Source organism: Lapillicoccus sp. (assembly GCF_046595215.1).
GTDB lineage: Bacteria > Actinomycetota > Actinomycetes > Actinomycetales > Dermatophilaceae > Lapillicoccus.
Genome location: NZ_JBKJPP010000026.1, coordinates 1 through 23,961, shown reverse-complemented (window position 1 = coordinate 23,961; position 23,961 = coordinate 1). Strand labels below are relative to the sequence as shown.

The 23,961-nt window shown below is 70.4% G+C and carries 24 protein-coding genes; 9 read left to right on the top strand and 15 right to left on the bottom strand.

The annotated features are described in order from the left end of the window. Window positions 1-77 precede the first annotated feature (77 nt). Genes ACLL9L_RS02750 through ACLL9L_RS02740 form a run of 3 tightly spaced genes read left to right on the top strand, consistent with a single transcriptional unit; the run spans window position 78 to window position 3,741 of the window. Window positions 78-1,049, top strand: coding sequence for a carbamate kinase (locus ACLL9L_RS02750; RefSeq protein WP_411283118.1), 972 nt, complete (start codon window positions 78-80; stop codon window positions 1,047-1,049). Continuing rightward, a complete protein-coding gene (locus ACLL9L_RS02745) occupies window positions 1,046-2,581 on the top strand; it encodes a hypothetical protein (RefSeq protein WP_411283117.1) in 1,536 nt (511 codons plus the stop codon). The genes ACLL9L_RS02750 and ACLL9L_RS02745 overlap by 4 nt, the downstream gene beginning before the upstream one ends. Further along, a complete protein-coding gene (locus ACLL9L_RS02740) occupies window positions 2,578-3,741 on the top strand; it encodes an MSMEG_0565 family glycosyltransferase (protein WP_411283116.1) in 1,164 nt (387 codons plus the stop codon). Before ACLL9L_RS02745 ends, ACLL9L_RS02740 begins: the two co-directional genes overlap by 4 nt. 43 nt (window positions 3,742-3,784) lie before the next feature. Here the strand turns inward: ACLL9L_RS02740 and ACLL9L_RS02735 are convergent, their stop codons facing one another. From ACLL9L_RS02735 to ACLL9L_RS02710, 6 genes are all read right to left on the bottom strand, one after another. Further along, on the bottom strand, window positions 3,785-4,153 hold the full coding sequence (locus tag ACLL9L_RS02735; RefSeq protein WP_411283115.1) for a nitrile hydratase accessory protein: 369 nt from the start codon (window positions 4,151-4,153) through the stop codon (window positions 3,785-3,787). Then, a complete protein-coding gene (gene nthA, locus ACLL9L_RS02730; protein ID WP_411283114.1) occupies window positions 4,150-4,749 on the bottom strand; it encodes a nitrile hydratase subunit alpha in 600 nt (199 codons plus the stop codon). Before nthA ends, ACLL9L_RS02735 begins: the two co-directional genes overlap by 4 nt. Continuing rightward, the gene (nthB, locus tag ACLL9L_RS02725; RefSeq protein WP_411283113.1) at window positions 4,746-5,411 is read right to left on the bottom strand and encodes a nitrile hydratase subunit beta; all 666 of its coding nucleotides are present in this window, start codon (window positions 5,409-5,411) and stop codon (window positions 4,746-4,748) included. Before nthB ends, nthA begins: the two co-directional genes overlap by 4 nt. 98 nt (window positions 5,412-5,509) lie before the next feature. Further along, the gene (locus tag ACLL9L_RS02720; protein WP_411283112.1) at window positions 5,510-5,998 is read right to left on the bottom strand and encodes an MSMEG_0572/Sll0783 family nitrogen starvation response protein; all 489 of its coding nucleotides are present in this window, start codon (window positions 5,996-5,998) and stop codon (window positions 5,510-5,512) included. Window positions 5,999-6,049: 51 nt separating this feature from the next. Then, a complete protein-coding gene (locus ACLL9L_RS02715) occupies window positions 6,050-6,310 on the bottom strand; it encodes a hypothetical protein (protein WP_411283111.1) in 261 nt (86 codons plus the stop codon). Between the two features lies 1 nt (window position 6,311). Continuing rightward, window positions 6,312-7,655, bottom strand: a complete 1,344-nt coding sequence (locus ACLL9L_RS02710; RefSeq protein ID WP_411283110.1) for an FAD-dependent oxidoreductase — start codon at window positions 7,653-7,655, stop codon at window positions 6,312-6,314. Between the two features lie 210 nt (window positions 7,656-7,865). Here ACLL9L_RS02710 and ACLL9L_RS02705 point away from each other — a divergent pair, with 210 nt between their 5' ends. Continuing rightward, on the top strand, window positions 7,866-8,417 hold the full coding sequence (locus tag ACLL9L_RS02705) for a cupin domain-containing protein (protein WP_411283109.1): 552 nt from the start codon (window positions 7,866-7,868) through the stop codon (window positions 8,415-8,417). A gap of 10 nt (window positions 8,418-8,427) precedes the next feature. Here the strand turns inward: ACLL9L_RS02705 and ACLL9L_RS02700 are convergent, their stop codons facing one another. The 5 genes from ACLL9L_RS02700 to ACLL9L_RS02680 form a co-directional block, all read right to left on the bottom strand. Further along, a complete protein-coding gene (locus ACLL9L_RS02700; RefSeq protein ID WP_411283108.1) occupies window positions 8,428-8,886 on the bottom strand; it encodes a DUF1348 family protein in 459 nt (152 codons plus the stop codon). A 48-nt stretch (window positions 8,887-8,934) separates the two neighbouring features. Then, the gene (locus ACLL9L_RS02695) at window positions 8,935-9,894 is read right to left on the bottom strand and encodes a Brp/Blh family beta-carotene 15,15'-dioxygenase (protein ID WP_411283107.1); all 960 of its coding nucleotides are present in this window, start codon (window positions 9,892-9,894) and stop codon (window positions 8,935-8,937) included. A 96-nt stretch (window positions 9,895-9,990) separates the two neighbouring features. Next, window positions 9,991-10,863 carry a bacteriorhodopsin-like gene (locus ACLL9L_RS02690; protein WP_411283106.1) on the bottom strand — a complete coding sequence of 291 codons (873 nt, stop codon included), beginning with the start codon at window positions 10,861-10,863 and terminating at the stop codon, window positions 9,991-9,993. 121 nt (window positions 10,864-10,984) lie between these two features. After that, a complete protein-coding gene (locus ACLL9L_RS02685; protein WP_411283105.1) occupies window positions 10,985-11,899 on the bottom strand; it encodes a MerR family transcriptional regulator in 915 nt (304 codons plus the stop codon). A 116-nt stretch (window positions 11,900-12,015) separates the two neighbouring features. Next, on the bottom strand, window positions 12,016-12,777 hold the full coding sequence (locus tag ACLL9L_RS02680) for a YqjF family protein (RefSeq protein WP_411283104.1): 762 nt from the start codon (window positions 12,775-12,777) through the stop codon (window positions 12,016-12,018). 66 nt (window positions 12,778-12,843) lie between these two features. On the opposite strand from ACLL9L_RS02680, the gene ACLL9L_RS02675 reads away from it, so the two are divergent. Next, window positions 12,844-13,503 carry a TVP38/TMEM64 family protein gene (locus tag ACLL9L_RS02675; RefSeq protein ID WP_411283103.1) on the top strand — a complete coding sequence of 220 codons (660 nt, stop codon included), beginning with the start codon at window positions 12,844-12,846 and terminating at the stop codon, window positions 13,501-13,503. A 148-nt stretch (window positions 13,504-13,651) separates the two neighbouring features. Next, complete coding sequence (locus ACLL9L_RS02670) at window positions 13,652-13,876, top strand: hypothetical protein (RefSeq protein WP_411283102.1); 225 nt, start codon at window positions 13,652-13,654, stop codon at window positions 13,874-13,876. A gap of 103 nt (window positions 13,877-13,979) precedes the next feature. Here ACLL9L_RS02670 and ACLL9L_RS02665 read toward each other — a convergent pair whose 3' ends face one another. Next, window positions 13,980-14,615, bottom strand: coding sequence for a YceI family protein (locus tag ACLL9L_RS02665; RefSeq protein WP_411283101.1), 636 nt, complete (start codon window positions 14,613-14,615; stop codon window positions 13,980-13,982). A 131-nt stretch (window positions 14,616-14,746) separates the two neighbouring features. Here ACLL9L_RS02665 and ACLL9L_RS02660 point away from each other — a divergent pair, with 131 nt between their 5' ends. After that, the gene (locus ACLL9L_RS02660) at window positions 14,747-15,454 is read left to right on the top strand and encodes a nucleoside/nucleotide kinase family protein (RefSeq protein WP_411283100.1); all 708 of its coding nucleotides are present in this window, start codon (window positions 14,747-14,749) and stop codon (window positions 15,452-15,454) included. Window positions 15,455-15,466: 12 nt separating this feature from the next. Here the strand turns inward: ACLL9L_RS02660 and ACLL9L_RS02655 are convergent, their stop codons facing one another. Beyond that, the gene (locus tag ACLL9L_RS02655; protein WP_411283099.1) at window positions 15,467-15,946 is read right to left on the bottom strand and encodes a hypothetical protein; all 480 of its coding nucleotides are present in this window, start codon (window positions 15,944-15,946) and stop codon (window positions 15,467-15,469) included. A 131-nt stretch (window positions 15,947-16,077) separates the two neighbouring features. Beyond that, window positions 16,078-19,350, bottom strand: coding sequence for a S8 family serine peptidase (locus tag ACLL9L_RS02650; protein ID WP_411283098.1), 3,273 nt, complete (start codon window positions 19,348-19,350; stop codon window positions 16,078-16,080). Window positions 19,351-19,638: 288 nt separating this feature from the next. Here ACLL9L_RS02650 and ACLL9L_RS02645 point away from each other — a divergent pair, with 288 nt between their 5' ends. Then, the gene (locus ACLL9L_RS02645) at window positions 19,639-21,270 is read left to right on the top strand and encodes an AMP-binding protein (RefSeq protein WP_411283097.1); all 1,632 of its coding nucleotides are present in this window, start codon (window positions 19,639-19,641) and stop codon (window positions 21,268-21,270) included. Between the two features lie 42 nt (window positions 21,271-21,312). Here ACLL9L_RS02645 and ACLL9L_RS02640 read toward each other — a convergent pair whose 3' ends face one another. Beyond that, window positions 21,313-22,218, bottom strand: a complete 906-nt coding sequence (locus tag ACLL9L_RS02640) for a DUF4328 domain-containing protein (protein ID WP_411283096.1) — start codon at window positions 22,216-22,218, stop codon at window positions 21,313-21,315. Between the two features lie 71 nt (window positions 22,219-22,289). On the opposite strand from ACLL9L_RS02640, the gene argS reads away from it, so the two are divergent. Continuing rightward, the coding region (argS, locus tag ACLL9L_RS02635) for an arginine--tRNA ligase (RefSeq protein WP_411283095.1) at window positions 22,290-23,961 on the top strand (1,672 nt) is incomplete at its 3' end.

Below are 23,961 nucleotides of genomic sequence, written 5' to 3'. Positions count from 1 at the left end.
GCCATGCATCGCATGATGCACGAACCTGGACGACGAGGCAGCTGGCCGACGCCGTCCCGCGATCGAGCCGAGGCCCCTTGAGCAAGACTGCCGTTGTCGCCCTGGGAGGGAACGCCCTGATCGCGGCAGGGGAGCAGGGGACCTACGAGGAGCAGAGCCACAACGCCGCGATCATGGCCGAGTCGGTCCGCGAGCTGCTCGACGACGGGTGGCGCGTCGTCATCGTGCACGGCAACGGCCCGCAGGTCGGCAACCTCGCCATCCAGCAGGAGAGGGGCCGCGACGAGGTCCCCGAGCTGCCCCTGTTCACCCTCGGCGCGATGACCCAGGGCGAGCTCGGCTCGTTGATCGCGATCGCGCTCCATCGCGCCGTCCAGGGCCGGCACCACATCGTGGCCCTGCTGAGCCACTCCATCGTCGACCTCGACGACCCGGCGTTCGAGCGACCCACGAAGCCGATCGGTCCCTTCTTCTCCGAGAGCGAGGCCACCGGGCTGGCCCGCTCTCGCGGATGGGACATCGCTGAGGACGCCGGACGCGGCTGGCGCCGGGTCGTCGCCTCACCCCGCCCGCGCGGCTTCGTCGAGATCGAGGCAGTCCGGCTGCTGCTCGAGGCCGGACACGTGGTGGTGGCGGGCGGCGGTGGGGGCATCCCCGTGGGCCGGCGCGACGGGGTCTGGGGCGGCGTCGACGCGGTCATCGACAAGGACTTCGCCGCTGCCGAGCTCGCGCACCTGCTCGGCGCCGAGGCGCTCGTCCTCGTCACGGGCGTCGACGCCGTGATGCTGGACTTCGGGAAGGACACCCAGCGCAGGCTCACCCAGGTCGACGTCGCGCAGGTGGAAGGCCACCTCGCGCAGGGGCAGTTCCCGGAGGGCAGCATGGGCCCCAAGATGCGGGCCGCGGTCCTGTTCGTCGGGCACGGCGGCACGGTCGCCGTCGTGACGACCGGGCAGCTCGCGGCAGCGACGCTGCGCAGCGATGGGACCGACGCCACGGTCGGCACCCGGATCGTCCCAGCCGCCGATGGCGAAGGAGCACCCGCGTGAGCATCTCGTTCAAGGTCTTCAAGGACACCTACGTCGACTCGGTGGTACAGCTCAGCGGCATGCGCGCGATGCGTGCCCTCGACGGGGTCGAGTGGGCGAGTGCGGCCATGGGCACCCCGGCCAACGTCGCGACCCTCGGCGAAGAGGGCGTCGCCGCATCGGAGCTGGAGGGCGTCGGCGCCAACGACTTCTTCATCGTTGTGCGGGCCACGCAGGAGGACGCCGCCCACGACGCGCTCGCCGCCGGCGAGGCGGCTTCCTTCTCGGCCCGCCCGCAGACCGAGGGCTCGACCAGGGCCGACCCGCGCTCCCTGCGCGAGGCCGTCACCCGGCAACCGGACTCCAACGTCGCGGTGATCTCCCTCCCGGGTGAGTACGCCACGCTGGCCGCCTACCAGGCCCTCTCGCAGGGTCTGCACGTCCTGCTGTTCAGCGACAACGTCCCGCTGGAGAAGGAGATCGCCCTCAAGGACTACGCCCGTGGCCGGGGTCTGCTGGTGATGGGTCCCGGGGCGGGCACGGCAGAGCTGGCCGGCGCCTGCCTGGGCTTCGCCAACGTCGTGACGCGGGGCCGGGTCGGCATCGTGGCAGCGGCCGGGACCGGGGCCCAGGAAGCCATGTGCCTGCTCGATCGGTGGGGCGTCGGCGTCAGCCACGTCATCGGCCTCGGTGGCCGCGACATGTCCGAGGAGGTCGGGGGCCGGATGGCGCTGTCGGCCATCTCGGCCCTGCGCGACGACCCCGGCACCACCGTCATCCTCTTCGTCTCCAAACCGCCGGCGGCGTCGGTGGCGACCGCTGTGCTGGCGAGCGCGGGGCAGGTGCCACTGGTCGCCGCCCTGATCGGGCTGGACCCGGGCCTCACGCCGCCGGGTGGGGTGGTCCTGGCCGACACCCTCGAGTCGGGCGTCCTCGCGACCCTCGACCGGCTCGGGCACCCCAGGCCGGACACCACGACGACCGAGGGGCCGACCATCGCCCGGGCGCGCAGCCGGATGGACCCGGGCCGGACCCTGGTCCGGGGGCTGTTCTCCGGCGGGACCCTCTGTTACGAGGCGCTGGTCATCCTGGGGAGAACGCTCGGGGAGATCCGGTCCAACACCCCGATCAACAAGGCGTGGGGGCTGCCGGCGCCCGATGGGTCCCACCAGTGTCTCGACCTCGGCGAGGAGGAGTACACCAAGGGGCGGCCGCACCCCATGATCGACGCCGAGGCCCGGATCGAGATGCTCCATGAGCACGCTGCGGACCCGCTCGTCGCCGCGATCATCCTCGACGTGGTGCTCGGCCACGGCGCGAACCCCGACCCGGCCGGCATCCTCGCCCCGCACTGCGAGACCGTCATGGCAGGCGGCGGTCCGCAGGTCGTGGCCTATGTCCTCGGCACCGAGCAGGACCCGCAGGGATTCACCGCTCAACGCGCGCGCCTGGTCCGGGCGGGGTGCATCGTCACCGAGACGGCCGCCCAGGCATCCCGGGTGGCGGCGGCGATCGCGAGCGGTGATCCCGCGCTCGCCGGGCCGACGTCGTGACCTCCCGAGCGACCCCGCCGCGGGTGGCCCTGGTCAGCTACTCGACCAAGCCCCGCGGCGGGGTCGTCCACACGCTGTCGCTGGCCGAAGCCATGGTGCGCCAGGAGATGCCGGTGCGGGTGGTCTCGCTCGGCGACCCTGACCAGGGCTTCTACCGGCCGTTGCGGGCTCCGTTCACGCTCGTGCCCGCACCCAACCTCGCGCCCACCCTCGACGAACGGGTCTTCGCCTCCATCGACGCCCTCGAGGAGGGCCTCGCGGCCATCGCCGAGGACGTCGACATCCTGCACACCCAGGACTGCATCTCGGCCCGGGCGGCTGCCCGGGTCCGGGACGCGGGCGCCGCCGTCCGGGTCGTGCGCACGGTCCACCACGTGGACGACTTCACGACCGCAGCCCTGGTCGAGTGCCAGCGCAAGGCGATCCTCGAGCCGGACCAGCTGGTGGTGGTCAGCGAGGACTGGCGCTCCCGGTTGGGCGCCGACTACGGCGTCGAGGCCACCGTCATCCACAACGGCGTCGATGCGGGGCGCTTCCCGCCGATCGAGGCCGCTCGTCGCAGGGCCGTGCGGCGTGAGGCCGGGGTCGACCAGCGCTTCGTGTTCCTCGCCGTCGGCGGCATCGAGCCGCGCAAGGGCAGCGTCGTCCTGCTCGAGGCGATGGCCGCGCTGGCCGGACGGCTCGACCCCGCGCCAGCACTGGTCGTGGTCGGCGGGCATTCGTTCCAGGACTACACGCAGTACCGCGAGGACGCCCTCGCGATGCTGCCGGGCCTCGGCCTGCAGCTCGGGCGCGACGTGATCCTGGCCGGCACGGTCACCGACGACCGGCTGCACGAGCTCTATCGCAGCGCGGACGCGCTGGTCTTCCCCTCGGTCAAGGAGGGGTGGGGCCTGGCGGTGCTCGAAGCCATGACCGCAGACCTGCCGGTGGTCGCGAGCGACATCCCGGTGCTGCGCGAATACCTCGTCGACCACGAGAACGCGCTGCTGACCCGGGTCGGCGACGCCGACTCGCTCGCGGCAGGCATGCACGAGGTGATGCGGGATGCCGACCTGCGGTCCACCCTCGCCGCGGGTGGCCGCGCCCTGGTCCCGGCCTACAGCTGGGAGCGGGCGGCCACGGAGCACGAGCGGCTGTATGCCGGGCTCGGGACCTGAGCGCGCTGGTCAGCGCACCTGGGCGGGTCAGTGCTCGTGCTGGTCAGTGGTCGTGGTCGCCATGGTCGTGGTCACCGTGGTCGTGACCCGGCGCCCGCTCGGCCAGGACCCGGGCGCGGTCGCCCACGTCCTGCGCGTCGATGACGCCACGCTCGACGCTCAGGGTTTCGAGGGCGTCCAGCCAGCACTCGTAGTAGCTCCCGTGCGCGGCGGCCTCCTGCTCGCCGAGGGCGATCCGCGCGGACAGGTGCACCCGGAACTCGTCCCAGTCGAACTGGCCGGACTCGACCATCGAGATCGCGAGACCGAACGCCCTGCTCTCCCACGGCGCAGAGAACACCAGCTCGCCGTTACTGCGTGGCGGGGCGGTCGCGCTCTCCGCGCCCAGCTGCTCGACCAGGGAGGCGGTCACTGCGTTGCGCTCACCGTGGCGACGCCGACCATGGCGTCCCGGGTGACCACGGCGGCCAGCTGCTCCTCGGACCACGCCTCGGTGCCCTCGGGGCGTTCGGGCAGCACCATGTAGCGCACCTCGGAGCTGGAGTCCGACACGTGGATCGCGACGTCGTCGGCGAGGGAGAGCCCCATCTCGGCCAGCACCGCGCGAGGCTCGCGGACGACGCGGGCCCGGTAGGCAGGATCCTTGTACCAGTTCGGCGGCAGCCCCAGCACCGGCCAGGGATAACAGGAGCAGAGGGTGCAGACCACGACGTGGTGCTCCGTCGGGGTGTTCTCGAGGACGACGATGTGCTCGCCTTGGGAACCCTTGAACCCGAGCTCGGCGATGGCGCCGGTGCCGTCGTCCAGCAGCCGTTGCCGGTAGTCAGGGTCGGTCCACGCCCGGGCCACGACCTTGGCGCCGTTCATCGGACCGACGTCCTGCTCGTATGTCCGGATGTAGGCGTCCATGACCGCCGGGTCCACCAGCCCCCGCTCGACCAGGATCTGCTCGAGCGCCTCGGTGCGCAGCGCCACCGGCGGCCGTTCGGTGGTGGGCGACTGGCTCATGAGACTGCCTCCAGATAGCTCTCGTACAGGTCGATGTCGAGGTCGAAGGTCTCGCCTCCGGGGCCCCACAGCTCCTCGGCCGAGAAGCGCACCGCGTAGACGTGCTGCGGGTTCTCGCCCAGGAAGTGCGCGTGGGTGTCCGGCAGGAGCTGGGCCGGCAGGATCCTCTCGACGACTCCCTGGTGGCCTCGGACGTATGCCGTGAGCCGGGTGTGGCCGTCCGGCTCGACATCCTTGGCCCGGACACGGCTCCCCACGGCGAAGACCGGCTCGGCGTCGACGGCACGCAGCGAGCCGGCGGCGGTGGGCGCGTAGTCCGGCTTGGCCGGCTGGGGGGTCTCGGGCTCCCCGGCGTCCTCGCCGAGGAGCTGGCGGGCGCGGGCGTCGATGGCACCCGGGGCGATGATGGCACTGTCGAGCAGCAGGTTCTCGGCGCCGTCGAGCCAGCGACCGTAGTAGCCGTCCCCGAAATAGCCGTTCTGGTCCAGTCGGCTCATCGAGTAGCGGAAGGCATCCAGGTTGGTGCCGGAGACCCGCATGGACAACAGGGCCAGCGCGAAGGCCCGCTTCTCCCAGTCCTGCGCGAACACCTTCTCGTCGGGGTCCGGAGGCCGGACGGCTCCCCAGCCCCGGGCTCCGCCGAGGTCGTGGATCATGGTCATGTCGGACTCCGCCTCTGGTATGGCACGACTGTCTGGGGTAGGGCTGCTCGGTCACCGGCCTGCAGGGGTCGTGCCCGGCTGCAGGCCGGTGAGCCGTGCTAGACCGTCCAGGTGTTGAGCTGGAAGGCGCCCGCTCGCCACGCGGTCAGCGCCGAGTCGAGGACGTCCAGCGGGTTGAACGCGGTGACGCCCTCGATGAGGTCGTCCTCACGGAAGCCGTAGAGCGCGCCCATGGCGAACCGGCAGGCATAGATCTTGGCGCCCTCGTTCATCAGGGTCTTGAGCTGGTTGTTGATCGCCAGGTTGCCGGGGAACCCCTCCTTGCCGACCGAGGGATATCCCCGGGTGCCGGACGCCAGCAGCACGGCCGGGCCGTAGAGGATGATGCTGACGTCGAAGCCCTTGCGCACCAAGCGCGTCGAGGTCAGCAGGTTGACCAGCGCGACCGAGCCCTCGAAGGGCACCGAGTGGATGAAGACGAAGGCCTTCTCCCCCTCCTTGGCCTTGATGTCCTCGAACAGCTTCTCTTCCACGTTGTAGAGGACCTCGCCCTCCGCGGGCAGTTCAGTGGTGATCGTCTTCGGCATTGCTGCTCCTTGAGAGGGGGTTGGGACCGTGTTGTCGATGGCCGACGATGCTCAGATCGCCGGGTCGTGCCGTCGTGGTTGTGGTGTCCACGTCTTGCGGTGGCTGCCGGGGATCAGGTGCATGACCCGCTTGGTCAGGCTCCAGGGCACCAGCCGATAGACCGGCACGAAGACGCGCGACCAGAAGAACTGGCTGGGCCCGCGAGGCTCGGCGGGCGGCGCCGGGAGTCCGTGGGCCCTGGACAGCCCGGCCTGCGAGTCGCGCAGGAGGTAGTGCTCGCTGTTGACCCGCAACCACCTGCTGAAGGGCATGTCAGGATCCCCTGGCTGCTGCGGCGAGGCCATTCTGTGCCGCGACGGAGATCGGTTCGTTGAGGGCCCCGATCGGCGGCGAGTAGACGTTCTCCATCGTCGCCAGGTCGTCCAGGGTGATGCCGACACGGACAGCCATGGCCAGGAAGTCGGCCCGCTCCTTGATGCCCTCGCCACCGACCATCTGCGCACCGATCAGGCGAAGGCTGCCCGGCTCGGCCAGCAGTTTGACCCTGATCGGCTTGACGTCCGGGTAGTAGCGCGCGCGGGAGATGCCGTTGGCGACTCCCAGGACGTACGGCATACCCAGCGCGTTTGCCGCAGTCTCCCCGAAGGAGACGCCACCGATCATCCACTTGCCCGCGACCATGCCCCACGGCACATAGACCTGTTGGTAGGCGCGGCGCGCACCGCCTGCGCTTCCTCCCGCGACCTTGCCCTGGGAGTAGGCGTGGGAGCCGGTGAGGCCCTGCAGCGGCACCCCCGTGACACCGTGGGGGATCTCGCAGCAGTCGCCCGCGGCGAACACATCGGGCGCGGAGGTGGCCATCCGCTCATCGACGATGATGCCGCCGGTCATGCCGACGTGCAGCCCCGCGGCGACGGCGACGGCGTTGTTGGGACGCTTGTGGGTGCTGATCACGACGAGGTCGGCCTCGATCTCGCCACCCGAGGTCGCCACCGCGCGGACCTGGCCGTCATCGCCGAGGAAGCCCTCGAGCTTGGTGTTGAAGTGCATCTGCACGCCCATCTCGCCCCACGACTCCTGGACGGGGGCGACGATGTCCGGGTCGGCCAGCTCGCCGAGCGCCCACGGGTGGGGATCGACCAGGTGGGTCTCGATGCCCCGGTGCGGAAGGGCCGTGACCATCTCGAGACCCAGCGGGCTGGCCTCGACGACGACCGCCTTCTTGACGGTGTCGAGGACCGTGTCCCACTCCATCGCCCGCCGGATGTTCTTGACGTAGTAGAGCCCCCCGAGGTCGCCGCCGGGCACGCCTGGGTCGGCGTAGTCGAACCCCGTCGCGACGACGAGGCGGTCATAGCCGACCTCGCCCTCGCCCTCGACGTGGACGACCTTGCGCGAGGTGTCGAACGAGGTGACCCGGGTGTTGTAACGCACGTCGATGCCGGCCGCGACGTAGGCGGCCTTGTCGGCAAGGAAGAGCGACTCGAACGCCGCGATCTCCTTGCCGTGCACGTAGGGGATGCCGCAGGGGCTGTAGCCGACGTCCTCGAACTCGGTGTAGACGATGACCTCGTTGGCGGGGTCCGCGGCCTTGACGCCTCCAGCCGCGCCGATCCCGGCTGCTCCCCCACCGATGACCACGACTTTGAACGCCACGCGTGCGCCTCCCGTTGGACCGGACCAGTATGGTGTCAAAGGACTTTCGTCCACCATCGGTGCAAGTGTGTCCACTATACTGGGCGTTTCCGACGCGTCAAGGGGTTGCGAATGACAGACGAAAATCGGTTGCCCACAACAAAACAGACGTCGCCATCGCGTCGGTCTCCGGCCGCCACCGTGCGGGCCGGGGAGCAGGTCAACGGGATCGTGTCCTCGATCGGGCCCAAGCTGCGCCAGCTCCGCCAACAGCAAAGGCTCTCGTTGCAGCAGCTCGCGGTCAAGGCCGACGTCTCCGCGGCCGCCATCCACAAGATCGAGCGCAACGACATGGTGCCCACCATCACCACGCTGCTCAAGATCGCCGCCGCACTGGAGCAACCCGTGGGCTACTTCATCGACCATGACGAGGACCCACCCGAGCTCGCGACGATGACGACGGCCGGACATCGCGCCAAGGTCTTCACGCCGCACCGGGGCCTGCACCTGGCCGGGATCTCCGGGCCCTACGCCCAGTTCCGTGGGGCGGCCGCGGTGGCCACCGTCGATCCCGGCGCGAGCAGCGGCGCGAAGCTGCTGACCCACCCCGGCGAGGAACTCGTCTACGTCACGGAGGGCGCCATGGTCGTCGACATCGCCGGGAACAGGTTCGAGCTCGCAGCGGGCGACTCGCTGCACTTCATCGGGGACCAGCCGCACCACTGGGCCAACGAGGGTGCCGTCCCCGCTCGAGCGATCTGGTTCGCGCTGCGCGACAAGTAGTCCCGGGTCGTCAGTGGACGGGAAAGTCCCGTCCGTGCTCCTCCGGGGTGCGGGGTCCGAAGAAACGGCGCTCGGAGCTGCTGATCGGGCGGTCGTTGATGCTGGCCTCACGCCGACGCATCAGCCCGTCACCGTCGAACTCCCAGAGCTCGTTGCCGTAGCTGCGAAACCACTGCCCGGCCGCGTCGTGCCATTCGTACTGGAAGCGGACCGCGATCCGGTCTTCCCAGAATGCCCAGAGGCCCTTGCGCAGCACGTAGTCGAGCTCGCGTTCCCACTTGGTCGTGAGGAAGTCCACGATCCGGGCCCGGCCGATGATGGACTCGTCGCGGTTGCGCCAGACCGAGTCCTCGGTGTAGGCGAGCGAGACCCGGTGCGGGTCGTGGGTGTTCCAGGCGTCTTCGGCTGCCTGGACCTTCTGGGCGGCGGTCTCGGCGTCGAACGGGGGCAGCGGCGGTCGTGAGGTCATGTGCACGAACATAGCGAGGGTGCGCTCACGACGTCCGCCCAGCGGAGGTCATCCGTCTCGTCGCTCCTGCCGCTGGTCGAGCCTGGCCACGACGGCCGCATGAGGGAAGGTCACGGCGAGGAGCACGGACACGACGGCCTGCAGGCTCGCCACGTCACGCAGCGCCCAGATCGCGACGATCCCGGCGAGGGCGACGGCGGTGGGCCAGCCCGACAGGCGGGCGAGGTGGGAGCAGGCGGGCCCCCAGCCGGTATCGGGTCGTTCGCTGCGCCCGTGGTCCGCGCGCACGAGGTCGAGCAGCCGGCCGCTGTAGCGCACGGCGTGCCACAGCCCGAAGTACACCCCGAACGCCGCCAGGGGAGGGCAGACGACGAACACCGCTGTGAGCAGGGCCAGCTCCGCCGCATCGAGGGTCCGGCGTTGCGCCGAAAGGACCACCAGGGCGACGACGACGCTCGTCATGGTCAACGTGACACCGACGCCGCGACTGGCCGCGACCGCATCGGCGACGACCGGTGACATCGCCCTCAGGTAGGGGTCGGTCGAGTCGGGGTGCCCCCACACCAGGAGACCCACCGTGACCAGCCCGAACGCGAGAGCGACGAGCAGTGAGTCGGGCCCCACGTGCGCTGCTCGTTCACCCCGCTCGGCCCCGGTGACGACCTCGCCCCAGCCGAAGTGCGCCGCCGAGAGCACGAGGAAGGCCGTCAGCGTCGGTGTGGGGGCGAGGATGAGGGCGGCGCTCGCCGCGGCGGCCGAGATCACGTATAGCAGGACGAAGCCCGACTCCCGAAGGATCCTGGACCGGCTGAACCGACTGGAGGGGGCGGACCCGGGGCGCCGACCGCTCTCCAGCCATCGCGGGAGGAGGTGGTCGACGGCTCCGTGGGGTAGCCCGAGGAGCCCGCCGACGACCGCGATCGGCAGTGCCAGTGAGGTAGCGGCGGGCTCCGCGGCGAGGGTGAGGACGAGCAGTGCCGTGGCCGCGGCCACCGGGATCCAGGTCAAGGGGCTCACATCGCGCAGCGCCACGGGTCCGGGCCGGTGCAGCCACCCCTGTGAAGGGGTGGCTGCCCGATGGAGCACGGTCACGAGCGGAGCCGGTCAGGCCGCTGACGGAATGCGATCGCGCTGCTTGCGCGACGTCGGGGCCACGCTGGCGTGGTCGTCGTGGTCGTCGTCGTACTGGCTGTCCTCGATACCGCTCTTGACGCGCGCGATCTTGTAGATCACGAGGCCGTAGGCCGCCTTGGCGAAGATGTCCGCGAGGCTGTAGCCCGCCTGGCGAAGCACAAATCCGTTGGCCCCGCCGAAGAAGTCGCCTCCGATGATGGGAAAGAGATAGGCGATGGGATAGACGCCCCACAACGCCAGCAGCGAGATGCGCAGCCGTTTGATGCTGGTCCGAACCTCCTCGGGTTGACGGCCCAGCGAGCGGGAGAGCTCGATGAACAGCACGTAGAGGAGGTAGAGGAACGGAATGGTCGACAGGCCTCCCCAGACGGCTCGTGCGCCCGTGCTCGCGGCGATCTCGCCCGGGTAGCCCAGCAGGATCATCAGCGCCGAGGCCGGAACGAGCTTCCACAGTAGGGACCGGGACGCTGCCCTGCCGAGAGCCATGACCGCGATGGTCTCCACCAGCAGCAGCGGCACGGTCAGCAGCCAGTCCACATATCGGTAGGCCTCGTTGAACTCGACGTTGCTGAGGGCGTGGGCTGCGCCGACGGTGTCGCCCGGTGGGTAGCTCGCCTTGAGGTTGTCGAAGATTCGGAAGTAGTGGTACGCCGCGATCCCACACACGGTGGCCGACACGACGAGCGCGTTTCGATACCGGGGCGCGACCCGGCCCCGGGACAGGAGCAGGTACAGCGCCGTGAAGACCATGGAGGCGATGACCAGCGAAAAGAGGTTGTAGACCGTGGCGAACTGGCTCGCGGTCAGCGACGAGATGTCAATGCCTGAGACGGCGGGGTTCATGAGCACTCCCGGAGAACGCGGCCAGCTGGCCGCCTGGTGGCTGCCCGCCACACCGGCGGATCTTCCGTCATGGTATGCCCAGATGGGCCCCAAGACCAGAACTTGTGTAAATTTTGTTGAATCACCCCGCAGAGAGTCTGCCCGCTGGCCGTGCTTGCCACGCGGATCCGAGCCTGTCGATCGCATCGGCGAGACTCACGGCGGTCGTGGCGTGAGGACTGGTCACGCCTTCCCATCCTGAGCCGCCGAGGAAGAGGTGCAGGCGGCGGTGAGAGGACGTGACCAGTCCTAGATCCGTCTCTGCTGCCTCGTCTTTCAGGCTCATCCAGATCAGCACTGCTGGTGCCCGGGTGCGGTGCGTGGCTGCAGCCAAGGCCGTCAAGGGAGTGCGCGGACCCAGCAGGCGGGACGGCACCTGCTGCTCGGTCAGGCCCGCCCGGACAGCGTGCAAGGCGAGAATGTGTTCCTCGTGCGGTCCACCCGCCAACAGCACTGGTCGGTCTCGTGCAACTTCCGGCAGCTCACCGACGTGGCGCACGAAGGCGGTGCTGATCGCCTGCGTCAGCAGGTGCTCGATCTCGATCCCCAGTCCGGTGTGCTGCCAGTGATCGCCGGCCGCCACCAGGAGCGGGCGGACCACGTCGTCCCACACCGTGACGGTCCCGTCGACGCGCAGGGCCTCGAGGACCGCGTCCTCCACGGCCATCTCGTCCAGTCTCGAGGCTGCGCGAGCCAGTCCTCGGGCCTGGCGACCGGCACCTGGGACGGCCAGCACGGCGCCGCCGGGGCCCCCGCTCCCTCGACTCGGGGAGGGCTGGCGGCCGGTGAGAGCGCGGGCGGCGTCCATCGGAGTGTCGCCGGCAATCACGGCACGATGGAACCGGTCAAGCAGGGACACGTCCTCCGGCGTGAACCGGCGATGACCACCAGCGGATCGGGCCGACGCGTCGAGACCGTAGCGCTGGCCCCACATCCGGACCGTCGACGGAGCCACGCCCAGACGGGCAGCGACGTCACCGACCGACTGCAGCTCCACGTGGACATGGTGCCACGGGCTCGGTCCTCGCCAGCACCAGTCGTCTCGCCACCAACGCCACCAACGCCACCAACGCCACCCACGTCGGCGGGTCGGCCGTGGCGTCGTCGTCGGCGTCACGACGTCCGGGGCAGCCCGAACTCGGTGTGCACGCCCGCACTGAACGCCACGTGGTCCGGAGCCCTCGTCGCGAGGTCGCCCAGCCCGACCGAGCGCACCAGGCCGTCGTCGAGATCCAGCAGCTCCGCGTCTCGCAGGGGCCAGGCGGGGTGGGCGTTGGGCACGTAGAGCGTGCGGCCGAGGTGTCGGACGTGCAGTCCCCATCGCGCAGTGAGGAACTCGTCCAGTCCGGTGGCCTCCCGCGCCCGGCCCACCCCGACGGTGATCCGGGTGGCGGCCGGGCGTCCCGGCCCACGCAGCCGCGACTCGTAGCGGTGGACCCCGTCGCTGGTGGCATGGTGCCGCATCCGGGCCCACCGGTAGGGCAGCCCGAAGGCCAGCCGTGCGCCTGCCACGACGAGCGAGCGGTCGGTGTCGAGGCTGAGGAAGACGATCCCGCGCCGACCGGTCTCGTCGACGGAGTAGAGCCGGACGTTGGTCTCCAGGAACGTGCCCGCCCACGGCACCCCCGGCCCCCGCTGGAACCCGGCGTCGACCATCCGGAACGGGATCAGCCCGACATGGCTCCGGCCCTCGAAGGTGTCCGGGCGCACGCCGGGCGGCATGAACCGCTGCAGCCGCCGGGGTTCGACGGCCCAGTGGATGAAGGTCAGGTCACGCCAGTCCTGGTTCATCATCACGGGCCCGCGCAGCGCTGGCGCCCTCGGGGAGACCGGCGGTGGTGTGCGGGGACTGCCCGACGTGGCCATGGTGGTCATCCTGCCCCCGCCCTGCACGGGTCGGGCAGCCAGGGTCACCCCCGAGGTGTGACATCGTCGTCGCCTGTGAGCCCCCGCCGCCGACCTGCCCCGTGGCTGCGGATGGTCGCACTGGCTGTGGCGGTGCTCGTGGGCTCGCTCGCCTTGTGGCATCTCGGTCTGCTCGACGCGAGCCGGCTGCGCGACGCGACCCGCGCGGCGGGACCGATGGCTCCGGTGGTCTTCATGGTCGGCTATGCCGGGCTGACGCTCTTTCCGGTGCCCAAGAACGTCCTGTCCGCTCTCGCGGGCGCCCTGTTCGGGCTCGGCGCGGGCCTGGCCCTGGTCTGGGTGGCGGCGATGGTCGGTGCGCTGGTCTCGTTCCTCATCGCCCGGGCCGTCGACGGCCGAGCGCTGGACCGGCTCACCGGGCGCCACCGGGCCAGGGTCGAGGCCCTGCTGGCCCACCACGGGGTGGCCTCGATCGTCGCGATCAGGTTGGTGCCGGTGGCCCCGTTCACGGTGGTCAACTACGTCGCGGGCCTCTGTGGGGTGCGTTGGCGCGCGTATGCCGTGGGAACCGGAATCGGGATCCTCCCCGGCACGCTCGCGTACGTCGCCGTCGGGGCCTACGGACTGCAAAGCCCCTCCCGGGTGGCGCTCGCCGGCGCGGCCCTGCTGCTGCTCATGCTGGCCGGCACCCTGTGGTCCCGCAGGCTCGCGGGTCGGCGCACCGACGCCGACTGAGGCGCCTTCGAGGACGGACCGGGGGTCGACGACGCCCGATCACGTGACTCGGAGCAGATCGTCAGCCGCGAGTCCTTGCCTGCCACCTCGACCCGCACCACGATGGGTCGGTGCCCGGCGACCGGCGGGGCCAACATCGGAGGCTCGAATGGCAGTTCAGGCTGATCTCTCCAAGGGGCTCGACAAGGCCTATGAGAACAAGAGTGTCAAGGAGATCCTCGACGCACCCCCGTCAGCCCTGGCCGGGCTGACCGAGGCGCACGACGCGGTGCTGAAGGAGAAGTTCGGGATCGACACGGTCCGCAAGCTGGGGTCCAACAAGCACTTTGCCCTTGCTGGCGTCCTGGTCGCCCTCGAGAACAAGCAGGGCTGACCCGGCCGGCCCATCGACGACGACGGGGCCGTCCTCGAGAGGACGGCCCCGCCGGGTCGACCGCCTCCGCGGCCAGCTGGCTCGGGTCAGACGGTGCTCCTGGTCAGACGGCGCTCTTGATGGCGGAGACGTCGAACTCAAGCTTGATCTTCTCGCTCACGAGGACGCCACCGGTCTCGAGCGCCGCGTTGAAGCTCAGGCCCCAGTCGGTGCGGTTGATCGTCGTGCCGCCCTCGAACCCGACGCGCAGGTTGCCGTAGGGATCCTTTGCGGAGCCGTTCTCCTCGAACACGATGGTGACCGGGCGGGTCGTGGCGTTGATCGTCAGGTCACCGGTGATGGACCAGTCGGCGCCGTCGCGCTCGACCGAGGTGGAGACGAAGGTCATGGCGGAGTAGTTCTCGATGTCGAAGAAGTCGGGGGTCTTGAGGTGACCGTCGCGCTGCTCCTGGCCGGTGGTGACGCTGGCGGCCTTGATCGTGATGGAGACGCTGGAGGCGGCGGGGTTGGCGGCGTCGATGTGGGCGGTGCCCTCGAACTGGTCGAACTGGCCACGGACGGTGGTGACCATCGCGTGGCGGGCCGAGAAGCCAATCCGCGAGTGGGTCGGGTCGATGACGTAGTCACCGGTCGTGTCGCCGACGGCCTTCGTGGCGGCGTCGAAGTCGGTGTGGTCGAGCACGGCGACAGCGCCGGCGTCGGCGGTGTTGGTGTCGGTCCTACGGGAGAAGAGGCCCATGACGATCCTTTGGTGGTGGGTGGCTTGTTGAACTTTCAATCATCTTGGTCCATCAGGTATTCCCTGTCAACTCGGGTCACCGACCGCTGACCGGCACCGACGCCGACGCCGACGCCGACAGAATGGCCCGTATGCCGTCCACCCCCGTCGCCCAGGTCGACCCCGTCGACCCCGTCACCCTCGCCTCCCTGGTCACCCGCGCGGCCTCCCTGGTCCAGGACGGCCGCCGGGCGATCCTGGGCATCGCGGGCGCACCCGGAGCCGGCAAGACGACCCTGGCCCGGGCCCTGGTCGCCGCCCTGCAGCCGGACCCGCAGGCCGGGAGCGGCGGGGAGTCCGTCGTCCACCTCCCGATGGATGGTTTCCACCTCGCCGACGTCCAGCTCGACGCGCTGGGCCTGCGCAGCCGCAAGGGGGCGCCGGAGACCTTCGACGCTCACGGCTATCTCGCGGCACTCGAGAGGATCCTCGCCGACGACGGGCACACCGTCTTCGCTCCCGGCTTCGAGCGCGATCTCGAGCAGCCGATCGCGGCAGCGATCGCCGTCGAGCCCTCCCATCGGCTCGTCGTCACCGAGGGCAACTACCTGCTCCTCGATGCGGATCCGTGGGCCCGCGTCCGGGAACGGCTCGACGAGGTCTGGTTCGTCGACCTCGACGACCCCGAACGCCAGCGCCGCCTGGTGTCTCGTCACGTGGCGTTCGGCAAACCGCGTGCCGCGGCGCAGTCGTGGGCCCTGGGGCCGGACCAGGCCAACGCCGACCGCGTGCTGCGGACGCGGAGGCGTGCCGACCTGGTCGTCACGCTCTCCTCGCCGGGGTCGGCGCCGCCGGGATGAACCAAGGACGGGTCAGCCGCTGAGTCGCACCGACTCGACGACGAGGATGACGCCCTGCTGGCAGAACGACGCCAGGCTCGGGTCCGGGTGCCCAGTCACGGTCACCGACTGCCCGGACGTCAGCAGCGTGTGGTCGCCCCCGGTGAGCTGGTAGCCGCCCAGGATCAGGCAGCTCGCCTCGACACCGGGCTCCGGGATCCCGGTGACGGTGGTCGTGCCCTTGGTCGGTGAGCCCTGACTCGGCGGGGTCGGTGAGGTCGGTGGGACCGGCCCGGTGGGGAAGGGACCCGGTGCGGTCGGAGGTGGCACCGCTCGCGAGCTCGACGGGGCTTGCGGGACGGTCGGTGCCGGGGCGGTCGGCAGGGTCTGAGCCGTGGCCGACTCGGTCTGCGAGGGTGGCGGCGACGGGCTGACCGACGCTGTTCCACACGCCGATGGCACCAGGAGGATCAGGCTGATGCCGATGGCTCGGCGCAGGGCGGGTGGGGTCATACCCCTAGGACACCAGACAACGACCGACCGTTCCCGTGGGCCCCGCGGGGGCAGGCCTCTATGCCGGGCGTGGCCGACGCGGATGAGCCCGCCCCGAGGATCGGGGGCGGGCTCATCGGGGGACGGGTCGCTCAGCTGACCGCCCCGATCAGGACCGAGCCGCGACCGACGACCGCGCCCTGGTCGGTGACGACGGTCAGGTCCCCGAACAGCTGCCGGCCGGCAGCGGGCGACGACAGGGCCGTGACCGCACCGGTGAGCGTGGCGCTCGCTCCGTTGGCCAGCGTCAGGCTGGCGGCAGGAGCCGTCAACGAGCCGAGGGCGGCGGAGTAGAAGACGTCCCGGTAGTCGAACTGCGTCGATCCCGAGGGCACCGCGTAGCCGTCGACGACGACCGTGTAGGTCCCGGCCACCGGATTCTTCAACGACACCGACTCGTCAGAGTCACCGTCGGCGGACTGGCCGACCAGGACGCCGTCCTTCACGACGAAGAGGTCGAGGTCGGCCCCGGGGTCACTGGGGTTGTTGATCGCCGCGTCGAAGCGTGAGGCCCCGGCCGGGACGTCGACGGTGCGGGTCTGCGAGACCTTGTCAGCGATGGTCGGTCGCTGCACCACCGCGCTCCCTAGCGGGCCGCCCTGGCCACTGACCGTCACGGGAGCGAAGGTGTTCTTCAGGGTCCACGACACAGGGGTCGCGACCCCGGCTCTGACGCTCGGCAGGGTGACCGTCTTCGGCGAGACGGTGACGCCCTGGACGGCGGTCCGGATCTGGAAGGGGTTGTTCAGCGAGGGCGACGTGCGCCGGGCCTCGACCTCGATCTCCCACACCCCGGGGAGGGGGTTTTCGTAAGAGCGCTCGTCCGGCTTGCAGGTGTTTGCCGGGTTGACGTAGTTGAGGTAGCAGCCCGTCGTCGAGGTCGGGTCGGCGGGGAGGCCGTAGGGGTTGATCGCGATGAAGCGGGTCTGGGAGCCGGTCGCGATGCCCCCGAGGTTGACCTGCAGGGCCGCCGCGCCCGGGGGGACGGTGACGAAGAAGGACTGCGTGTGGTTGCGCTCGTTGGTGCCACCCGCGGCGTGGCCGAAGCCCGGCGTCACCAGGTCGTTCGACACGATGACGGTGTTGAGCAGGGCGTGGTCGACCCCCCTGGTCCCGGGGTCGTCAACCTGCATGATCGCACTGTGGGCCCCGGCGGCGCCCTTGACGTCTACCCTGACGGTCACCGGCCGGTTGAGGGGCAATGACACCTTCTCGTCGGACCGGAAGGCGTCCTTGTCCCCGACCCAGGTGATCTTGTGGGGGATCGCCTGGACCGGGCCGCTGGTCCGGGTCAGCGTGACCGCATAGGTCCTGCTCTGACCCGGCTTCTGGCCACCGTCGGTGGAGGCGCAGCGGTTGTAGATGCCCTCACCCCGGCCAGGTGTCGCGAGGAATCCGGCGAGCGGGGTGCAGACCGGGGCGCTCGAGGTGAACGTGCGGGTCTCCGGGTTGTCCTTGAGCAGCCTCCAGGCGCCGGGGACGTCGAAGAACCCGTTGCCCTGCGCATGGGCGGGAATGTCCTTCTCGAATGCCGCCGACGAGTAGATCGACTGCCGCAGCTGCGCGGGAGTCACGCCGAGGTCATTGGCCCGAGCCGCGGAGAGGAGCAGCGCGGCGGCGCCGGCGGCCTGCGGCGACGCCATCGAGGTGCCCTGGAGCATCGCGGTGCCGGGAGGCAGGTCGTAGCCCGCCTCCTTGACCGGCATTCCGGGGAGCCAGAGCTGGATCGTCGAGATCGCGGCGCCGGGAGCGGTGATGTTGGGCTTGAACCCGCCGTCCTCGCGCGGCCCTCGTGAGCTGAAGGGCATGACGTCGAGCTTGTCCTGGACGACGGAGCCGTAGTTGGCGAGCCAGGTCTCCTTGCTGATGCTGGCCGCGACCGAGACGACGTCCGTGGCGACCGACGGGTCGCCGATGGTGTTGACGCCCGAGCCGGAGTTGCCGGCCGAGATGAACAGCTGCACACCGAAGTCGTTGATCAGTCGGTCATAGAGCCTGGCCCGGGCGTTGTTGGCGTCGTTGAGGGCCGGCAGGCCACCGATCGACATGTTGACGACGTCGACGCGGCGGTTGACGACGAGGTCGATCATCCCGTCCGTCAGTGCGGCCGCCGTGCAGCCGCCCCCCCAGGTGCACGCCCGGGAGGAGACGATCTTCGCCCCTGGCGCCTGACCGTCATAGGCCGCGTTGTCGAACATGTCGTTGGCGGCCGCGATGCCCGCCACGTGGGAGCCGTGCTCGTCCTCGATGATGCCGATGTTGACATAGTCGGTCGAGGCGGGCAGGCCGATGGCTGTCGCGTCAACACCGGTGCGGTACTCGACGACGAAGGGGACCTGCTCGCGCACGGCCGTCTCCGGCTTGTCGACGCCGAAGTGACCGACATCGTCTTTCTCGTTGTAGGGCCGCATCACCGGGTTGTTGGTGAAGTTGCCGTCGTCGTCGGAGTCGACCCGGATGTCCTTGGTCGCGGGGTCGTAGAGGACGCCGAAGGTGTCGCTCTTGTCCCCGTCGCGGTTGACGTCGCCGCCGAACTGGGAGGCAGCGGTGATCGACTCGGAGAACCGGCTCACCATGAACGTGCCTGTGGGGCCCGTGTAGGGGCGTCCGCTGATCGTGAAGGCCGGGCCCGTCACGCTCGTGGTCATGGGGCGCCAGGTGCGGTCGCCGTCGAACACGGGGTCGGTGGCCGTGACCCAGTCGACGATCTTGCGCTGGCCCGTCGAGGTCGTCTGCAGGGCCGGGTTGTCGAGGTCGACGCCGGAGTCGAGGATGCCGATCGTCGTGCCGCGACCGTCCCACTCGGGGTGCTGCGCCTTGAACGCGACCGATCCGGTCTCGTTCGTCGGCAGGTAGGGGTTGCTGGCCGGCGTGGTGGCACCGGGAGCGGGGGCCAGCGCGGTGGCCCGCCCGCCGGGAGTGGCTGCGCCGTCCGGGCGGGGGTCGTCGAGCGGGACCGACTCGTTGAGGTCGAGCGCGGCGATCCCGGGGATCCTGGCAGCCTTCGTGACGGAGTCGGTGGGAACGACGGCCTTGATGTAGCCGACGGCGTCCACCCGCTTGGCCACGGTGCCACCGAGCGCCTTGACCTGGGTCGCGACGGTGTCCGTGCTGCCCTTGTCGGCGGCGATCAGGAGGGTGACCCTGGGCTCCTTGTTCGCCTTCGCGCTGGCCAGGAGCTCCTGGTCGTGGGTGCCCAGCTTGTCGCCCGAGTCGCTCGCCTTGGCCGGGCCGGCGCTGCCCGCTGCGGGACCGCTGCTGTCCACTGGCACCGGGTTGGTGGTGTCGCCGCCCGCAGCGTTGGCGGCTGGGGTCCCCGTGACGAGCACGCCGACGGCGAGTCCCGCCACCGCGGCCGCCGTCATCGCCCGTCTGGTCCGTCCTGGTCTGGCTCGTGGTGCCCTGGCCTGCGCTGAGTGATGGCTCACCGGTGAATTTCCTTCCGCGACGGCTCCCGATCAGGAGCGCACTGTCCGCGAGTCTTGGACCCGATGGGGCTTATGTCACCCCGGGCACACCTGATCGTGACCACTTCGTGACGTGAGACCAAGCTTCTCCGCAGGTCGTCGTGCAGGTCGGCTCTTGCCCTGCCCCCTCGTTTGGTAGTGGACTGCGGGGACTCGCCCGTTCGCCGTACGCCCTGGAGGCCGTCGATGTCCGCACCAGCCCTGTCGCACACCAGCGGTGAGACCGACGTCCCACTGCTCGAGACGACGATCGGGGACGACTTCGACGCGACCGTCGCGAGGTTTGCCGACCGCGAGGCACTGGTCGACGTCCACCAGGGCCGACGGTGGACCTATGCGGAGCTGGCCCGGGACGTGGCGCAGCTGGCACGGGGGCTCGTGGCGGCGGGGATCGGCAAGGGCGACCGCGTGGGCATCTGGGCGCCGAACTGCGCCGAGTGGGTCCTGGTGCAGTACGCCACCGCGAAGATGGGCGCGATCCTGGTCAACATCAACCCGTCCTACCGCACCCACGAGCTCGAGTTCGTCCTGGGCCAGGCGGGCATCAGGATGATCATCGCGGCCCCGTCGTTCCGGACGAGCGACTACGCGGCGATGATCGAGCAGGTCCGGGGCACCGTCACGGGGCTCGATCAGGTCGTCCTCATCGGGACGCCCAGCTGGGACGCGCTCGTCGCGGGCGGCGCAGGCGTCTCCCCCGAGCAGCTCGCGCAGATCCAGGCGGGTCTCGACAACAACGACGCGATCAACATCCAGTACACCTCTGGCACAACGGGATTCCCCAAGGGCGCGACACTGAGTCACCGCAACATCCTGAACAACGGGTTCTTCGTCGGCGAGCTCTGCCGCTACACGGAGCAGGACCGGGTGTGCATCCCGGTCCCGTTCTACCACTGCTTCGGCATGGTCATGGGCAACCTCGCCTGCACCACCCACGGCGCCGCGATGATCATCCCGGCGCCCGGGTTCGACCCCGCCGCAACGCTCCAGGCGACCCAGGACGAGAAAGCGACCTCGCTCTACGGGGTCCCGACGATGTTCATCGCCGAGTGGGCCCTGCCGAACTTTGCCGACTACGACCTGTCGGCCGTGCGCACGGGGATCATGGCCGGCTCACCCTGCCCGGCGGAGCTGATGAAGAAGCTCATCGCCGCGGGCATCGAGCAGATGACGATCTGTTACGGCATGACGGAGACATCGCCGGTGTCGACCCAGACCCGCACCGACGACTCCTTCGAGCGGATGGTCGGGACCGTCGGGCGGGTCGGGCCGCAGCTCGAGATCAAGGTCGTCGACCCGACCACTGACGAGACGGTGCCCCGGGGCACGGCGGGGGAGTTCGTCACCAAGGGCTACTCGGTGATGCTCGGCTACTGGGCCCAGCAGGAGAAGACCGACGAGGCGCTGCAGGACGGCTGGATGCACACGGGGGACATCGCCGTGATGGACGACGACGGCTACGTCCAGATCACCGGCCGGATCAAGGACATGGTCATCCGCGGCGGCGAGAACGTCTACCCCCGCGAGATCGAAGAGTTCCTCTACACCCACCCCGACATCCTCGACGCCCAGGTGATCGGCGTCCCCGACGAGCGGTACGGCGAGGAGCTCTGCGCCTGGGTGCGGATGAAGGACGGCGCCGAGCCGGTCACCGCCGAGTCCCTGCGGGCCTTCGCGTCCGGCAAGCTGGCGCACTACAAGATCCCGCGGTACGTCACGATCGTCGACGAGTTCCCGATGACCGTCACGGGCAAGGTGCGCAAGGTCGAGATGCGCGAGAAGTCCGTGGCGGACCTCGGGTTGGCGGCGGGGACCTGACACACGGCATACCTCCCCCGCCTCGTGAGGTATGCCGTGTGATCAGTGGGCCGCGAGGGCGGCGGGGTGGTCGGTTGCCGCGTCGGACGCCGACCCCGGCACCCGGCCGCGGAGGTGGTTCGTGATCCGGGCCACGATCACCATCAGGGCGACCGCGCCGACGAGTCCGGAGAACCCGCCGGCCAGACCGGACAGGACCGACCAGCGCAGGGCCCCCGCAGGGGAGGCTGCGACGACCCGCGAGGCTCCGTAGAGACCCAGCGCCGCAACCGGCCCACCGAGGGCGCAGAGCCACCACAAGGTGACGGCTGGGGGGAGGTGGCGAGAGGGGTCGTCCGGCTCCCGGTCGGGGTCCGAGGCGTGCCACAGGTCGTTGATCGCCTGGGCCGGCCACCACAGGCCCACCACGGGGATGACCCAGCCGAGCAGGGCCGCCGGGGTGGAGTGGCGCAGCAACGTCCGGTCGAGCGCCGGGTCGGTGTAGGCGACCCACTGCCAGACGAAGAAGAAGAGGCCGCTGAGGGCCGACGCGAGCAGCGCGACACCCGTCACGGTGAGGGACGTGCGGACGAAGTCCTCGGCCTCGCTCGCGATGAGGGAGTCGGGCTGCAGGGCCCAGACCTCGACCTTGGTCCAGGCGTGCAGCCCCCAGAGGAGGCCGCCCGCGCGGACGAGGACGTAGGTCACCAGGGCGGTCTGGGCGAGGAAGGCGACCACCCGCAGGCCGGCGTGACCTCCGGACCGGGTCGCGGCACGAGCAGCGCGCACCCCGGCGCGCGAGTCGGGCACCTGGTCGGGCGGCCGGACCTCTTCGCTCCAGTGGCGTCCGTCCCACCGGCGCATGAGTGATGCGTCGAACGGGTCGGTCCGCCAGCCCGCCGCCGCGCCGACCGGGAAGCGGTCGCTCGCAGCGGGCACCGGAGCCGGGACCTCCCACTCGTCACTCATGGCGCCAGTGTGCGATCCGCGGTGGTGAGGGCGCATCATCCGAACGGTCAGACTGCCCATAGCCTTGGGCCATGTCTTCCCCCGCCGACGTGCTCGCCCCCAGGGTCACCGCCGCCATCGCCGCCGCCTTCGGCGAGGACTACCGCGACGCCGACCCGGTGCTGCGTCCGAGCCGTGCCGCCCCGGGCCGAGCGGTCGGGGGCCACGACGCCGACCTGCAGGCCAACGCGGCACTCGCCCTGGCGAAGAGGCTCGGTATGCCGCCGCGGGACGTCGCCGACCAGATCGTGCAGCACCTCGGGCTCGACGGGATCTGTGAGCCACCCGAGGTCAGCGGCCCGGGGTTCATCAACCTGCGGCTGACCGATGCCTGGGTGGCGGGCGAGGTGCAGCGCGTGGCCGGGGACGCGCGGCTCGGGGTGCCCGTCCAGGACCGGGAGGACATCCCCATCGACTACTCCTCGCCCAACGTCGCGAAGGAGATGCACGTCGGGCACCTTCGCACGACGGTCGTCGGTGACTCCCTGGCCCGGACGCTGGAGCACCTCGGGCACCACGTCATCCGGCAGAACCACATCGGCGACTGGGGGACGCCGTTCGGGATGCTGATCGAGCACCTCCTCGACGTCGGCGAGGGTTCCGCCGCCGCCACGGTCCTCGAGACGGACCCCAACGCGTTCTACCAGGGCGCCCGGGCGAAGTTCGACGGCGACGAGTCCTTTGCGGTGCGGGCCAGGGCCCGGGTCGTCTCCCTCCAGAGCGGCGACGTCGAGACGCTGCGCCTCTGGGCCGAGCTCGTCGACCTCTCGAGGCACTACTTCAACCGGATCTACGGGGTCCTGGGCGTGACCCTCACCGACGAGGACCTCGCCGGCGAGTCGATGTACAACGACGAGCTGGCCGGCATCTGCCACGAGCTCGAGTCCCGGGGCATCGCGACGATGAGCGAGGGAGCCCTGTGCGTCTTCCTCGACGGCTACACCGGGCGGGAGGGCAAGCCGGTGCCGCTCATCATCCGCAAGTCGGACGGCGGCTACGGCTACGGCACCTCGGACCTCGCGACGATCCGCTACCGGACCGAGAAGCTGCACGCGGACCGGGCGCTCTACGTCGTCGGCGCCACCCAGGCCCTTCACCTCAACATGGTCTGGGATGCGGCGCGCAAGGCCGGCTGGCTGACCGACGACGTGCGGGCCGTCCACGTGCAGGTCGGCAACGTCTTGGGTGAAGACCGCAAGATCCTCAAGACCCGGTCGGGCGCGCCGCCGCGGCTCATGGCGCTGCTCGACGACGCCGTCTCCAACGCCCGGCGGGTCATCGACGCGGCCAGACCGGACCTCGACGAGTCCGTCCGCGCGGCGATCGCCCCGCAGATCGGGATCGGTGCGGTGAAGTATGCCGACCTGTCCGTCGCGCACGACAGCGAGTACGTCTTCGACCTCGACCGGATGCTCGCCCTCACCGGCAACACCGGGCCCTACCTGCAGTACGCAGCAGCCCGGATCCGCTCGATCTTCCGGTCGGCGGCGCTCGACGTCACACCCGCCGAGGGCCTGCCTCGGGGGATCGTCGTGCGTGAGCCGGAGGAGCGGGCCCTTGCCCTCGCCCTGCTCGAGTTCGGCTCCGTCGTCACGCAGGTCGGGGACACCCTCGAGCCGCACCGGCTGTGCGGCTACCTCTTCGACCTCGCCCAGACGTTCTCGTCGTTCTACGAGGGCTGCCCGGTGCTCAAGGCCGAGAGCA

Coding starts and splice junctions, on each gene's coding strand:
- ACLL9L_RS02650 (WP_411283098.1), bottom strand. CDS start 19,350: ATGACGGCGGCCGCGGTGGCGGGACTCGCCGTCGGCGTGCTCGTCACG.
- nthB (WP_411283113.1), bottom strand. CDS start 5,411: ATGACCATGATCCACGACCTCGGCGGAGCCCGGGGCTGGGGAGCCGTC.
- ACLL9L_RS02660 (WP_411283100.1), top strand. CDS start 14,747: ATGCCGTCCACCCCCGTCGCCCAGGTCGACCCCGTCGACCCCGTCACC.
- ACLL9L_RS02720 (WP_411283112.1), bottom strand. CDS start 5,998: ATGCCGAAGACGATCACCACTGAACTGCCCGCGGAGGGCGAGGTCCTC.
- ACLL9L_RS02680 (WP_411283104.1), bottom strand. CDS start 12,777: ATGACCACCATGGCCACGTCGGGCAGTCCCCGCACACCACCGCCGGTC.
- ACLL9L_RS02690 (WP_411283106.1), bottom strand. CDS start 10,863: ATGAACCCCGCCGTCTCAGGCATTGACATCTCGTCGCTGACCGCGAGC.
- nthA (WP_411283114.1), bottom strand. CDS start 4,749: ATGAGCCAGTCGCCCACCACCGAACGGCCGCCGGTGGCGCTGCGCACC.
- ACLL9L_RS02665 (WP_411283101.1), bottom strand. CDS start 14,615: ATGGGCCTCTTCTCCCGTAGGACCGACACCAACACCGCCGACGCCGGC.
- ACLL9L_RS02645 (WP_411283097.1), top strand. CDS start 19,639: ATGTCCGCACCAGCCCTGTCGCACACCAGCGGTGAGACCGACGTCCCA.
- ACLL9L_RS02670 (WP_411283102.1), top strand. CDS start 13,652: ATGGCAGTTCAGGCTGATCTCTCCAAGGGGCTCGACAAGGCCTATGAG.
- ACLL9L_RS02655 (WP_411283099.1), bottom strand. CDS start 15,946: ATGACCCCACCCGCCCTGCGCCGAGCCATCGGCATCAGCCTGATCCTC.
- ACLL9L_RS02700 (WP_411283108.1), bottom strand. CDS start 8,886: ATGACCTCACGACCGCCGCTGCCCCCGTTCGACGCCGAGACCGCCGCC.
- ACLL9L_RS02640 (WP_411283096.1), bottom strand. CDS start 22,218: ATGAGTGACGAGTGGGAGGTCCCGGCTCCGGTGCCCGCTGCGAGCGAC.
- ACLL9L_RS02715 (WP_411283111.1), bottom strand. CDS start 6,310: ATGCCCTTCAGCAGGTGGTTGCGGGTCAACAGCGAGCACTACCTCCTG.